The sequence below is a fragment of the Marinobacter koreensis genome (assembly GCF_023156285.1).
Taxonomy (GTDB): Bacteria; Pseudomonadota; Gammaproteobacteria; order Pseudomonadales; family Oleiphilaceae; genus Marinobacter; species Marinobacter koreensis.
In genome coordinates, this window is record NZ_JAKZAJ010000004.1 from 161,393 (window position 1) to 175,277 (window position 13,885).

13 protein-coding genes are annotated in these 13,885 nt (G+C 60.1%); 9 read left to right on the forward strand and 4 right to left on the reverse strand.

From position 1 onward, the window contains the following. Nucleotides 1–54: 54 nt before the first annotated feature. The 3 genes from MLD04_RS12040 to dctP form a co-directional block, all read right to left on the reverse strand. A complete protein-coding gene (locus MLD04_RS12040) occupies nucleotides 55–1,365 on the reverse strand; it encodes a TRAP transporter large permease subunit (RefSeq protein WP_248158620.1) in 1,311 nt (436 codons plus the stop codon). Next, complete coding sequence (locus MLD04_RS12045) at nucleotides 1,362–1,910, reverse strand: TRAP transporter small permease subunit (protein ID WP_248158622.1); 549 nt, start codon at nucleotides 1,908–1,910, stop codon at nucleotides 1,362–1,364. The genes MLD04_RS12040 and MLD04_RS12045 overlap by 4 nt, the downstream gene beginning before the upstream one ends. 76 nt (nucleotides 1,911–1,986) lie before the next feature. Then, nucleotides 1,987–3,033: a TRAP transporter substrate-binding protein DctP gene (dctP, locus tag MLD04_RS12050; protein ID WP_248158625.1), complete on the reverse strand. Its 1,047-nt coding sequence runs from the start codon at nucleotides 3,031–3,033 to the stop codon at nucleotides 1,987–1,989. 169 nt (nucleotides 3,034–3,202) lie between these two features. Here dctP and MLD04_RS12055 point away from each other — a divergent pair, with 169 nt between their 5' ends. Further along, on the forward strand, nucleotides 3,203–3,943 hold the full coding sequence (locus MLD04_RS12055; RefSeq protein WP_248158627.1) for an enoyl-CoA hydratase/isomerase family protein: 741 nt from the start codon (nucleotides 3,203–3,205) through the stop codon (nucleotides 3,941–3,943). Here MLD04_RS12055 and MLD04_RS12060 read toward each other — a convergent pair. After that, the gene (locus MLD04_RS12060; RefSeq protein WP_248158629.1) at nucleotides 3,940–5,532 is read right to left on the reverse strand and encodes a class I adenylate-forming enzyme family protein; all 1,593 of its coding nucleotides are present in this window, start codon (nucleotides 5,530–5,532) and stop codon (nucleotides 3,940–3,942) included. The two genes, MLD04_RS12055 and MLD04_RS12060, sit on opposite strands and share 4 nt — an antisense overlap. 144 nt (nucleotides 5,533–5,676) lie before the next feature. On the opposite strand from MLD04_RS12060, the gene MLD04_RS12065 reads away from it, so the two are divergent. From MLD04_RS12065 to MLD04_RS12100, 8 genes are all read left to right on the forward strand, one after another. Further along, the gene (locus tag MLD04_RS12065; protein WP_248158631.1) at nucleotides 5,677–6,471 is read left to right on the forward strand and encodes an SDR family NAD(P)-dependent oxidoreductase; all 795 of its coding nucleotides are present in this window, start codon (nucleotides 5,677–5,679) and stop codon (nucleotides 6,469–6,471) included. Further along, entirely contained in the window at nucleotides 6,471–6,911 is a 441-nt protein-coding gene (locus MLD04_RS12070; protein WP_248158633.1) for a PaaI family thioesterase, read from the forward strand. The genes MLD04_RS12065 and MLD04_RS12070 overlap by 1 nt, the downstream gene beginning before the upstream one ends. Nucleotides 6,912–6,987: 76 nt before the next feature. After that, nucleotides 6,988–8,190 (forward strand): acyl-CoA dehydrogenase family protein, encoded by a 1,203-nt coding sequence (locus MLD04_RS12075; protein WP_248158635.1) that lies wholly within the window; start codon nucleotides 6,988–6,990, stop codon nucleotides 8,188–8,190. Nucleotides 8,191–8,358: 168 nt separating this feature from the next. Continuing rightward, nucleotides 8,359–9,126, forward strand: a complete 768-nt coding sequence (locus tag MLD04_RS12080) for an SDR family NAD(P)-dependent oxidoreductase (protein WP_248158638.1) — start codon at nucleotides 8,359–8,361, stop codon at nucleotides 9,124–9,126. Nucleotides 9,127–9,293: 167 nt separating this feature from the next. Further along, the gene (locus MLD04_RS12085; protein WP_248158641.1) at nucleotides 9,294–10,358 is read left to right on the forward strand and encodes a phosphotransferase; all 1,065 of its coding nucleotides are present in this window, start codon (nucleotides 9,294–9,296) and stop codon (nucleotides 10,356–10,358) included. Nucleotides 10,359–10,372: 14 nt separating this feature from the next. After that, nucleotides 10,373–11,170: a 5'/3'-nucleotidase SurE gene (gene surE, locus MLD04_RS12090; protein WP_248158644.1), complete on the forward strand. Its 798-nt coding sequence runs from the start codon at nucleotides 10,373–10,375 to the stop codon at nucleotides 11,168–11,170. Between the two features lie 5 nt (nucleotides 11,171–11,175). Beyond that, on the forward strand, nucleotides 11,176–12,840 hold the full coding sequence (locus tag MLD04_RS12095; RefSeq protein ID WP_248158647.1) for a long-chain fatty acid--CoA ligase: 1,665 nt from the start codon (nucleotides 11,176–11,178) through the stop codon (nucleotides 12,838–12,840). 163 nt (nucleotides 12,841–13,003) lie between these two features. Next, nucleotides 13,004–13,867, forward strand: coding sequence for a branched-chain amino acid ABC transporter permease (locus MLD04_RS12100; RefSeq protein WP_008940318.1), 864 nt, complete (start codon nucleotides 13,004–13,006; stop codon nucleotides 13,865–13,867). Nucleotides 13,868–13,885: the final 18 nt, after the last annotated feature.

Consider the following 13,885-nt stretch of genomic DNA (forward strand, 5'->3'; position numbering starts at 1 on the left):
TATTGTCATGAGGAAGATCGGGGAGCGACCGTCAGGCGCTCCCCGGTTGAACACTCAGAAAAACACGCCTGGCAACCAAGTAGCGATTTCCGGAAACGCCATGATGATGCCGATGGCGACAATCTCGATCAGCACGAATGGAATCACCGACGTGTAGATATCCTTCATGGTGATGCCCGGTGGCACCACACCTTTCAGATAGAACAGGTTGAAGCCGAAGGGCGGCGTCATATATCCGATTTCCATGTTGATCACGAACAGGATGCCGAACCAGACCGGATCGAAGCCCAGGGACTTCACGATGGGCATGAACACCGGGAGGGTGATCAGCATGATGCCCACCGGATCCAGCACCATGGCCAGGAAGAAAACGATGACCATCATCGCAATGATGATGCCCCAGGCGCCCCCGGGAATACCCTGCATCAGGCCTTCGATCAGGTCCTGGGCCCCCATGCTCTGGTAGGCCGCACTGAAGGCATGGGCGGCGAACAGGATCCACATGATCATGCCCGTGAGCTTGAACGTGCGGATGGCCGCTTCCTGCATGATCGACCACTTGAACTGCCGGTAGACCGCAGCGGAAATCAGTGCACCAAGGACACCCATCGCGGCGGCTTCGGTCGGCGTGGTGATGCCCCCGATGATGGAGCCGAGAACCATGACTACCACACCGATGGGCAGCAGGACGGCGCGCAGGGCCCGGAATTTCTCGCCCCAGGTGCCACGCTCCTCTTTGGGAAGCGCGGGTGCCAGATGTGGCTGCAGATGGGCGCGGACCAGCACGTAAATGGCGGTAAGCACCATCAGCAGGACGCCTGGCATAATGCCGGCGGCAAACATCTGGCCCACCGAGACGCCGGTGATCAGCGCGTACAGGATCATCAGGATGCTGGGCGGAATCAGGATGCCCCAGCCACCGCCGGTATTGATGACGCCGAGGGCCATTTTCCGGTCGTAGCCCCGCTCCAGCATGGAGGGCAGGGCGATGGTGCCCATAGCCACCACGGCGGCGCCACTGATGCCCACCATGGCGGCAAACACGGCGCAGATAGCCAGGGTGCCCAGTGCCAACCCGCCACGAATGCCGCCGAACCAGAGGTGCATCATGCGGTAGAGATCTTTCGCGACGCCGGTCCGTTCGAGCACCATGGCCATGAACACAAACAGGGGAATGGCCACCAGGGTAAAGCTGCCCATGGTGCCCCAGATCTGGGAAGCGACCATGAAGAAGGAGTCAAAGCCCCAGGTGAAGTAAAGGAATACGACGGAAACCCCACCGAGTACAAACGCCAGCGGCAGGCCGAGTAGCAGGAAAAACAGCAGCGACCCGAAAAACAGGAGGGTCAGTAGTTCGATGCTCACAGGTACTCTTCCTCTTCTTCGGCTTGCTCGGAGGGACGGTAATAATCCAGGTTGAAGGCGATGGCGATGTCTTCAAGCAGTTTCACCAGTCCCTGAAGGACCAGCAGACCCGTGCCAACGGGGATCGCCAGCTTTACCGGCCAGATCGGCGGGTTCCAGGCGGAAAACGAGGTTTCCCAGCTGGACATGGAGTCGCGGGCCATGTCGATGCCGAACCAGAGCAGGGCCAGGGTAAAGATAAAGAAGACCACCGAGGTGATGATGTCGAGAAACGCCCGCTTTCTCGGTGCCAGGTGACTGTGGATCAGATCGACGTTCACGTGTCCCCGGTGGGCCATGATGTAGCCACCGGACATGACGGCATAGACGCCGAACAGTAACTGGGTCAGCTCGTTGGTCCAGACCGTTGGCGAGTTGAACAGATAGCGGAATCCCACTTCCAGAAGCAGGAACGCAAACATTACGAACACCAGCAGGGCGATCCAGCGCCCGACGAAGTCGTTCAAGCGTGTGATTCCCTTCATGAAGGCTGACAGCACACCCATGGCACGCTCCGGAATGATTGGTCTTTAACGGGAAACGGCCAGGGAGAATCCCCGGCCGTGTTTCAGAAATAATGTCTTACAGGTAACCGAGGTTGCCCAGGAATTCTTTCAGCATACCCAGAGCCTTCTTGGCCTCTTCGCTACGCTTGCCTTCCTCGTCCCACATGCCCTGGGCCGTCTTGACCAGCTTGGCCTGGACGTCATCCGGGAGCGTGTTGATCTGGACGCCCTGCTCGGCAATGGCTTTCGCCAGAGTCACCCGTTCCTTGTACTGGTACTCGTTGGTGCGTACCCAGAACTGCTCGTCGAGCGCCTGCTTGACGATCTTCTGCATGTCTTCCGGCAGCTTGTCGAGGGCCTTCTGGCTGACGATGATGACGTCGGTGCCCGCGATGTTCAGGGCCGGCTTCACGTGGTACTTGGCCACTTCGTACAGGCCCATGCTGTACGCGCCCTGGGCTGCACCCCAGTGGGCCCCGTCAACAATACCGGAATCCAGAGCGGAGTAGAGTTCGCTGCCCGGAATATAGGAAGCGGCGGCACCGGCTTCGGTCAGGAAGGTCTGCAGAGCGCCGGAGGAGCGGATCTTCAGGCTGGTGAAATCGTCCCAGCTCTTGATCGGCTTCTTGACGACCATCTCGGTGGGATAAACCTTGTCGGTCGCCCAGTAGACGCCGTACTTGGCGGCTTCGTCGCGCAGCATCTGCTCGAAGCCCATGTTCTGGTGGAAGTAGGCCGCTTCCCAGACGTGACGGAAGGCGAACGGCAGGCCGGAGGCAATGCCGGCGAGGGTCATCTTGTCCTGGGCGTAGGACGGGGAAATGGTGCCCATTTCCAGGATGCCGCGGCTGACCGCGTCAAAGGTGTCCTTGGCCTTGAACAGGGCGCCCGCTTCGAACAGCTGGAGTTTCAGGCGGCCATCGGTCCGCTCTTCGATGACGCGTTTCAGGCGACCAAGGCTGTCGGTGTAGGAGCTGCTGGAACCGGGCCAGTGGGACTGCACCTTCCAGGTAACGGTTTCCTGGGCACTGGCAGGAACGGCGGACAGGCTAGCGGATACCCCAAGGGTCATTGCCGAAGCAAAGACAAAGAACTTCCTTCGAGTCAGAGAGAACAGGTTCATGACTGGACCTCATTCGTTGTTGTAGTGGTTGTTGGAACTGCTTTATATTTCACTGTGCAGAATTCATAACTGCATAGTGAATTGGTATTCTTGGAATCTAACACATGCACCGGCTTTTGCAATAGGATGTTTGCCGACAATTATCAGAATAGCCCATAGGAGCGGAGTCATGATCAATACTCACCGGCACGAAGGGTATGTCCACCTCGTTATCAGTCGCCCGGAGAAGAAAAACGCCCTGACCAGGGACATGTACGAATCGTTGGGGCACGCCGTAGAGGAGGCCGCAGCCGATGAGAGCATCCACGCGATCCTGATCTCCGGCGAGGGTGATGTGTTTACCGCGGGTAACGACCTGGATGACTTCCGGGCCCGGGCGACGGATGCCAATCCGAGACCCTCTTCGGGATTGGCGTTTATCGAAGTGCTGATGAACTGTGACACGCCGGTACTGGCAGCGGTGGAAGGCCTGGCGATCGGTATCGGGACCACCATGCTGCTGCATTGTGACGCCGTGATTGCCGGCCGCTCCGCGAAATTCAAAACCGCATTTATCGATCTCGGCCTGGTACCGGAGGCCGCGTCCACCGTGACCATGCCCTTGCATCTGGGGGCACGAAAAGCGGCGGAACTTCTGCTCCTGGGGGAGGTGTTCGACGGCGAGCGGGCCAGTGAGTGCGGTCTGATTACCCGGGCCGTCGACGATGGCCAGGCCCTGGCCGAAGCCGGTCGCCTCGCTGCGAATCTGGCCACCAAGCCCCGTGAGGCGCTCAGGGCCAGTAAACGCCTGATGCGGGCGCCCTGGCAGGAATCCATTCAGGCAGCGCTGGAGCGCGAGCGCGCGGTGTTTGCCGAGCGCCTGCGCTCGGACGACTGCCAGAGTGCGCTTGCTGCGATGCAGCGCCGTTAAGAATTGGGCGCTTCCCAGTAAGGCGCTCTCAACTCTCGCTTGAGTACCTTGCCGATGGTGGAGCGGGGCAGTTCATCGCGGAACTCGACGGCCGCCAGTCGCTGGGTCTTGCCCAGGCGCTGGTTGGCCCAGTCCAGCAGGTCTGCCTCGGTTTCCCCGCTTCCGGCCTTTCGGACTACGAGCGCCAGGGGTGTTTCGCCCCAACGGTCGCTGGGAATGCCAATTACGGCGACGTCGGCCACAGCCGGATGGCCCAGGAGCACGTTTTCCAGATCCACCGCGTAGATGTTGAATCCGCCCGAGATGATCATGTCCTTGCGCCGGTCCAGAATGTAGATGAAACCCTCTTCGTCGATGCGCCCCATGTCGCCGCTGCGATAGAAGACCTCACCGTCCGGGCTGGTCCAGAGCATCTCGGCGGTCTGCTCCGGCCGGTTAACATAGCCCCGCATCATCGAAATGGCCCGACCAACGATCTCTCCGATCTCTCCCCGCGGCAGTTCTCGGCCGTCCTCATCGATCACCCGGACCTCGGCGCCTTCGGTGGGGACCCCGACCGAATCCCATTTATCCGGATGGGCGGCGCAATCCAGGCTGGTGGAAATGCCGCCCTCGGTCAGCCCGTAGACTTCCCGGATATTGCCGGGCCAGCGACGCATGGCTTCGGCGATCACGTCGGCCCGCAGCGGTGCGCTGGTACAGAGTTTCAGTTCGAAGCTGGACAGATCGAACCGGTCGAAATCCGGCACCGCCAGGATTCGCTGGTACTGGACCGGCACCAGCATGGCGTGGGTGACCCTGTGCTGTTCCGCGAGTTCCAGGAATCGATGGGCGTCGAACCTGGCCATCAGTACCAGGGTGCCGCCATTGAAGAGTGTCGGCAGAACGGAAACCAGCGTGGTATTGGAATACAGCGGAGTCGAAACCAGGTTGATCGCGTGGTCGTCCAGTCCGAAACGGGCCATGCGAACCATCTGCCGTTGCCGGAACCGGTAGTCGTGGAGAATGCCTTTTGGGGTGCCCGTCGTGCCGGAGCTGTAGATGATGTTGAAGGCATCGTCGAGCGACACCGCCGCAGGGTTGGCGTCGTCGCTGACGGTTCCGAGCCATTCCGGCAGGGATAATTCTGTTTCCATGGTGTCCAGCCCGATCATCTGCTCCGCTGGCAGATCCAGGCTGTCGCGGAATTCCTGCCAGAGGTCCAGATTCTTGCGTGAGACGAACAGGAAGCGGGCACCGCAGTCGCGGATCATCAGCGTCAGGGCCTCGGCGCTGGCCATGCCCGACAACGGCACCATGCAGCCGCCAGCCACCAGGGTTCCGAGATACAGCGATAGGTATTCACGGGTATTTTCCGAGAGGCCTGCCACGCAATCGCCGGTTTCCAGACCCGCGTCCCGGAGGCGGTTGGCAATCCGGTTGACCTGCTGCAACAGTTCCCGCCAGGTCACACTACCCCGCTCATCAATCAGTGCCACCTTGTCGCCCTGCGTCTGCGAGTAGGCCTGAATGCGGTGGCCGATGGGATCCATGGTCTCGTCTGGCTGCACGGGCGCGTACACGGGCAGGTCATTTGTTGTCTTTTTCATTTTTATCTCTCTCGACACTTTATAGTTTTGCTAGATGAAATTAACTTCCAAATATATTGACTCAAAACCGGAATGCGTGACAAATTATCGAAAAGACACAGCGTTGATCACAATAACAATGGCACAACAACGAGGAGTATCACCATGGAGCGTTTCCATCAGCGAATAGCGCTAGTGACCGGAGCGGGCAGTGGTATCGGCCGGGCAACCGCCGTTCGCCTGGCCCGTGAAGGAGCGGCCGTGGTGATAGTGGATGTCTCCGAGCCGGGATTGCTGGAAACCGAAAGCCTGATGCCCGAGGGTGCCCGCTATCTTCGCCGTCAGGTCGACGTCTCCGACGAAAAACAGGTCCAGGCACTGGTGGCAGAAACCCTGAAGACCTATGGGAAGCTGGATGTGCTGTGCAACATCGCCGGCATTGCCAGCGTTTCCGGCGCCCATCCGGCGATCACCGAAAACGACCGCGACGAATGGGAGAAGGTGCTGTCGGTAAACCTGATCGGCACCATGCTGTTCATCAAGCACGCGGCGCCGCACATGCAATCGCGCAAGCTCGGGGCCATCGTGAACGTTGCCTCGGTTGCCGGTATTCGCTCCGGTGCGGGCGGCAATGCCTATAGTGCCTCCAAAGCCGGAGTGATCAACCTGACGAAGACGTCGGCCTGTGATCTGGGCGGCGATAATGTCCGGGTGAATGCGGTCTGCCCGGGGCTGGTGGAAACCGGCATGACCCGGGCCGTGTTTGATTATGCCCGTGCCCACGAAAAGGCCCACAAACTCGGCTCCCGGTGTGAACTGCGCCGTTATGGCGCGCCGGAGGAAATCGCCGCGGCCATTCTTTTCCTCGCGAGCGATGATGCCAGCTACATTACAGGGCAGGCCCTGCCGGTGGACGGCGGCAACACGGCCTCCCTTAACCTGCCAGGAATGAAAGTCTGATGAGTCTGGATAACCCCCACATTAGCGGCGGCGATGACCTGCCCGGATTCCACAACCTGCTGGGCTACCGCCAGGTGTCATGGGAAGAAAGTGAAGCGGTCATTGCCCTGGACCTGCAGCCGAAACACCTGAACCTTGGCGGCGTCATCCATGGTGGCGTGTTGACGTCATTGCTGGACATCGCCATGGCCGAAGCGGGCACATACTGCCCCTATCCCGGGCGGATGCGCAAGGCCATCACCCTGTCGCTGACCACCACGTTTACCGGGCAATGTTCCGGCGGGATGATCCGGGTCACCGGTCGCAAACGCGCGGGCGGAACTCGCATTTTCAACAGTACCGGCGAGGTCCATGACGAGCAGGGCAACCTGCTGGCCATTGCCGAAGGTACCTTCCGTATACGCTCGGGCAGCGAGAAGCCGGAGGGCGTGCCGATCTGACGGTCGGCCGAAAACGATCATTGACTGCTGCGATGCTGCGGCAGGACGAAGGACAACACAACAAGAGGACGCGGACATGTTCGAGCTGTCAGAGAAGGCCAGGAAGCTCCAGGCCGAGCTAAACGACTTCATGGATGCCTACATCTATCCGAATGAAGAGAAGCATCACCAGCAGATCGAGGAAGCGGAAAACCGCTGGGCGCCGGTGCCCATTATTGAAGAGCTCAAGGTGAAGGCGAAGGCGGCCGGACTGTGGAACCTGTTTCTTCCGGAGAGTGAGTTTGGCGCGGGCCTGACCAATTTCGAATACGCGCATCTGTGCGAAATCATGGGCCGCTCCGAGATGGCGCCCGAGGTGTTCAACTGCTCCGCGCCGGATACCGGCAACATGGAGACCATTGCCCGCTACGGTAATGAAGAGCAGCAGGAACAGTGGCTCAAGCCGCTGCTGGCCGGCGAGATCCGGTCGTGCTTTTCCATGACCGAGCCGGAAGTTGCGTCGTCCGATGCTACCAATATTGCCTGTGAGATCCGTCGCGAGGGCGACGAGTATGTGATCAATGGTCGCAAATGGTGGTCCTCCGGTGCCATGACCACCACGTCCAAGATCGCCATCGTGATGGGCAAGACCGATCCGAACGCGCCCAAGCACCAGCAGCAGTCTATGATCCTGGTGCCGCTGGATACCCCGGGCGTGAAGATGATCCGCCCGCTGACGGTATTCGGTTATGACCACGCGCCGCATGGTCACGCCGAGATCGAGTACAACAACGTCCGGGTGCCGGCGAGCAACATTCTGCTTGGCGAAGGCCGTGGTTTCGAAATCGCCCAGGGCCGCCTTGGGCCGGGGCGTATCCATCACTGCATGCGTACCATCGGCGTGGCCGAGCGCGCCCTGGAGTCCATGTGCAAGCGCGCCAATGCCCGCGAAGCCTTTGGTCGGCCACTGTCCGAGTTCGATTCCATCCGTAAGGACATCGCCCGCAGCCGGATCGAGATCGAGCAGGCCCGTCTGATGACGCTGAAGGCCGCGCACATGATGGACACCGTGGGTAACAAGGTGGCCCGTCAGGAAATTGCGATGATCAAGGTGATTGCGCCAAGCATGGCGCTGAAGGTCATCGACCGTGCCATTCAGGTTCACGGCGGTGCCGGCGTCAGCCAGGACACTTTCCTGGCCGGTGCCTGGGCCAAGGTCCGTACCCTGCGCCTGGCCGATGGCCCGGATGAGGTGCATCTGGACAGTGTCGCCAAGCTGGAGCTTCGGCAGTACCGCTAACGCCAAAACCGATAACCGACACCTCGGGGGTGGCGGGCGAGGCGATGTCCTTCCGGGGCACGCCGTGAATACGTCCCTGTAGGCTTGAGCAGAACATCCCTGTTCTGCACAGCCCCGGAAGGACACCGCCCCGCCCGCTTTCCGGGGTTTGTGCATGAGGATCGAAGAATGACTAATCCGCTTTTTGATATGACCGGCAAGGTTGCCGTCATAACCGGTTCCACCAAGGGCATCGGCCGTTCTATAGCCGAGGAAATGGCCAAGTGTGGCGCGAAGGTCGTGATTTCCAGCCGCAAGGCCGAGGTCTGCGAGCAGGTGGCCAGTGAACTCAAGGCCCAGGGCTATGAAGCCATCGCGATTCCCTGCCACGTTGGTAAGAAAGAAGACCTCCAGAACCTGGTGGACAAGACCAACGAAGCCTGGGGCGACATCGACGTGCTGGTGTGCAACGCCGCCACCAACCCGGTCTACGGCCCGACGTCCGAACTGACTGACGATGCCTGGGACAAGATCATGGACACCAACGTCAAAGGCACGTTCTGGCTGACCAACATGGTGCTGCCGCAGATGGCGAAGAAGGGCGAAGGCTCCGTAGTCCTGCTGTCCAGCATCGCTGGCCTGCGGGGTAACACCGTTATTGGTACCTACGGCGTCTCCAAGGCGGCGGAAGCCGCACTGGCCCGAAACCTGGCGGTGGAGTGGGGGCCACAGGGCATCCGTGTGAATGCTATTGCACCCGGCCTTATCAAGACCGACTTTGCCAAGGCCCTCTGGGAAGACCCGGTGCGCGTAAAACGCGCCGAGGATAAAACCCCGCTGCGCCGCATCGGCGACCCGGTCGATATCGCCGGCCTTGCAGTATTTCTGTCCACCAAAGCCAGTGCCTACATCACTGGCCAGGTAATCGTCGCGGACGGTGGCGAAACCATCTGTTAAGGCGACTGATAACACAGTATGACGAGGCCGGTGGGTGGGGTGTCTTCGTGCAGGGAAAAAGATGTCCGAGCGAAGCGAGTTATTTTTCCCGGAAGGAAGACACCCCACCCGACGGCCGCCGCCCCCGCAGTGGGGCAGCGACGAACAAATTGAAGGCAACGAAATCCATGAGTATCGCACCGGAGTTGGTGGAGGTTCTGCCCGCTCACAAATTTGACGAGAAACGTCTGCTTGATTGGCTGAAAGCGGAATTGCCAGAGGTTGGCCAGCGTATGGAGGTCAAGCAGTTCCAGGGCGGGCAGTCCAATCCGACGTTTTTGTTGGAAACGGATGGCGGCCGCTATGTGCTGCGCAAAAAACCGCCCGGGAAGACACTGCCCTCCGCTCATATGGTGGAGCGCGAGTTTCGGGTAATGGGCGCGCTGCACGACCATACGGAGGTTCCCGTGCCGCGCGTGCGAGTGCTTTGCGAGGACAGTTCTGTCATCGGTACGCCTTTCTATGTAATGGATTTCCTGGAAGGCCGGATCATCAGCCATTCCGCGCTTCGGGCGCTGGACCGGCAGGATCGGATGCCGGCGCATCACTCGGCCATCGATACGCTGGCAGCGCTGCATTCGGTGGATGTGAACGCCATCGGGCTGGGGGATTACGGGCGGCCGGAAGGGTATGTGGCCCGTCAGGTGTCCCGGTGGAGCAAGCAGTATCTGGCGTCGAAGACCGATGAGTTGCCGGCAATGGACAATCTCATGGCCTGGCTGCCGGAAAATCTGCCGGCGAAGGATGAGACCTCGATTGCCCATGGCGATTACCGGTTCGGGAACCTGATGTTGGCGCCGGATAAGCCCGAGGTGATTGCAATCCTGGATTGGGAACTGTCTACCCTAGGGCATCCGCTGGCGGATCTGGCCTATTACTGCCTGCCCTATTACCTGCCGTCGGATATGGAAGGCATGCGGGGACTTCGGGGCGAGGACCTGGAAGCCCTGGGCATTCCCGATGAGCAGGAGACCATTGCCCGGTATTGTGCCAGAACCGGTCGGGACGGCATCGACGACTGGCATGTGTTCCTGGCGTTTTCACTGTTCCGGCTGGCGGCCATTCTGCAGGGTGTCTACAAGCGTGCGCTGGATGGCAATGCGGCCAACGCAAACGCGCTGGAAGTGGGCAAGCGGGCGAGTCTGCTCGCGGATATCGGTTGGCAGATTGCCTGCGACGGACAGAAACAGTGAAGGGAGAGAGCGCCATGAAAGGCCCTATTGTCAATCGCATCCTGATCACCAACGACGACGGTATCAACGCCCCCGGTATTGCGGTGCTGGAAGGAATTGCCCGTCACCTCGCCGAGGAGGTCTGGATCGTGGCTCCGGAGCACGATCGCAGCGGTGCCGGCCAGAGTATTTCCATTCACAGTCCGCTGCGGGTCTACCGGTCCGGGGAGAAACGTTATGCCCTGTCCGGGACGCCGGCGGATTGTGTCCTCTACGCGCTGGCGGAGTGGTTTGGCGAGACGCCACCTGATCTGGTGCTGTCTGGCGTGAACTGTGGCGCCAATATCAGCGATTCGGTGCAGTACTCGGGCACAGTCGGTGCCGCGTTGAGCGCCCTGCACATGAACATTCCGGCGATTGCCCTGAGTCAGGCCTTCCTGAACCGGGAGGGGATTCACTGGTCACCGGTCCAGACCTACGGCGAATCGATCATTCGCCGTCTGTACCAGACCGACCGGGTTCGGGGCTGGAACGTGAATTTTCCCGCCTGCGACGCAGGAGAGATTTCCGAGGCACGCTGGTGCCGGCAGTCCACCGGATCCATACAGCGGCCACGGCTGCTGGCGGGTCAGGATGCCCGCAGCCTGCCTTACTGGTGGTTGGGCTTTGAACGCAGTTCCCGGCACATCGTGGCACCCGATGCCGACGTGACCGTGCTGAGGGAAAAGGCCATCGCCATCACGCCATTACGACACGAAGACCCCCTCCCAGGGGGCACTGATACTTTCGACCTGGCCGCCGGCGCGGCCGACGCATCAAACCGGGGAGACTAATCAACATGTTCACACGCCATTACAACGTCTGGCCGAAGGAACTGCCCAAGACCATGACGCTGCCGGAAACCAGTGTGTATACCAACCTGGAGATCTCCGCCCGGCGCTATCCGGACCACACCGCCATCATTTTCTACGATGCGCCCATGAGCTATCGACGGCTCAATGAGGAAGTGGAGGCGATGGCCGGGTATCTGCAGGCCCAGGGCGTCAAAAAGGGTGACCGGGTGCTGCTGTATATGCAGAACTCGCCCCAGTACGTCATTGGTTATTACGCCATCCTGCGCGCGGATGCGGTGGTGATTCCGGTCAATCCCATGAACCGCCATGCGGAACTGGAGCATTACATCGCCGACACCAGCGCTACGCTGTGCCTGGCGGGTCAGGAATTGGCCAGCTTTATCGTACCCCTGATCGGCGAAACCAACCTGGAGCAGGTGGTAGTCGCCTCCTACAACACCTACATCAACCTGGAAACCGACCTGAACCTGCCGGCGGAAGTGGCCGCGCCTGCCTGGTCGAAAGAGATTCCGGGCGTTGTCAGCTGGGACACCGCAATGGCGTCCGGGCACAAGCCCTCTGAACATACCGCTCAGCCGGACGATCTGGCGGTGATTCCCTACAGTTCAGGCACCACCGGCGCACCGAAGGGCTGCATGCACACCCATCGGTCGGTGATGGCGACGGCCCTGCACCGGGCGTTCTGGAACCTGAGTACGCCGGACACGGTGCAGCTTTCGACGCTGCCATTCTTCCATGTGACCGGCATGACCGGGTCCATGAACAGCCCGATCTACAGCGGCTCCACCTCGGTCATCATGACCCGCTGGGATCGGACCACCGCGGCGAAGCTGATCGAGCGTTACCGGGTGACCGGCTGGACCAACATCGTCACCATGGCGGTGGATTTCCTGTCCAACCCGGACATTGGCCAATACGACCTCACCAGCCTGAACACCATTGGCGGGGGCGGTGCCGCCATGCCGGAAGCGGTGGCAGAGAAACTCAAGCGGATGACCGGCCTGGACTACATCGAGGGCTACGGGCTGTCCGAGACCATGGCTGCCACCCACATCAATCCCCCCGATCATCCGAAGGCCCAGTGTCTGGGTATCCCGGTGTTTGATGTGGATTGCCGGATCATCGATGTGGACACGCTGGAGGAGAAAGGCCCCGGGGAAACCGGCGAGATCGTCTCCTGCGGCCCGCAGGTCACGCTGGGTTACTGGAACCGGCCGGCGGAGACCGAGAAGGCGTTTGTTGAAATCGACGGCAAGCGGTTCTTCCGGACCGGCGATCTGGGCTATTACGACGAGGATGGTTACTTCTTCATGGTGGATCGCGTGAAACGGATGATCAACGCTTCCGGCTTCAAGGTATGGCCGTCCGAAGTGGAAGGCCTGATGTACCGCCATCCTGCCATCCATGAGGTATGCATCATCTCGGCCCCGGATCCCAAGCGTGGTGAGACAGTCAAGGCCTGCATCGTGCTGACCCCGGAAGCGGACACCAATACCACCGAAGAGGACATCACCAGCTGGTGCAAGGAACAGATGGCGGCCTACAAGGTACCCACCATCATCGAGTTCGTCGATGAGTTGCCGAAGTCGCCTACCGGCAAGTTGATGTGGCGCGCCCTTCAGGAAGAGGAGTGGAAAAAACAGGCCTGAATAGTCACTAACCTAACAAAAAGTACGCAGAGCGAAACATAATTTTATTATGTTGACATGCGAAACGATCAGTGTAATTGTTTCAGGTAACGCCGCGGGGTGAGCCCGCCCCGCGGTTTAAAGCCTCAAACCATCCGATAACAACAAACACGGAGGGGCAGATTTGAACCTTTTCTTCCAGCAAATCATCAACGGGTTGACCCTGGGCAGCATCTACGGTCTCGTAGCGCTCGGTCTCACCCTGGTCTACGGAATTCTGCACATTCCGAACTTTGCCCACGGCGCGCTGTATATGGTCGGGGCCTTCATGTCCTACTTCTTCATGGTGGACCTTGGTGTTCATTACTGGGTTGCGATGGCGGGTTCCGCCGCGGTGGTCGCCATCCTTGGCATCCTGTGTGAGCGCCTGGTGTTCCATCCACTGCGAAATTCTCCCCCGATACACGACAAGATTGCTGCCATCGGGGTGTTGTTGTTCCTTGAGGCGACTATCCAGATGTTCTGGGGATCGGACTTCCGTCGGATGTCCTCGCCCTTCACCGGCATCATGAACTTTGACGGCCTGATCATTCCCGAGCAGCGCCTGCTGATCATTGTCGGCGCCTTTACCCTGGTGATCGGTCTTCAGCTGTTCCTGCGCAAGACCATGACCGGCGCCACCATCATCGCCATGGCCCAGAGCCGGGAAGGGGCGTTCCTGGTGGGGATCGACTCCAACCGGGTGGCCATGATGACCTTTGGCATCTCCGGCGCACTGGCAGCAGTCGCAGCCAGCCTCTATGCGCCCATCAACCTGGTTTACCCGGCCATGGGGCACCTGGTCATCATGAAAGCCTTCGTGATCATCATCCTTGGTGGTATGGGCAGCGTGCCCGGGGCCATCGTCGGCGGCATGATCATCGGTTTCGCCGAGGCGTTCGGTGGCTTCTACATCTCCACGGCCTACAAGGACATCATCGCCTTCGGTCTGCTGGTTCTGATTCTGTCTGCTCGCCCACAGGGCCTGTTTGCGAAGGGGGCGCACTGACCATGTTGTTCAAACTCG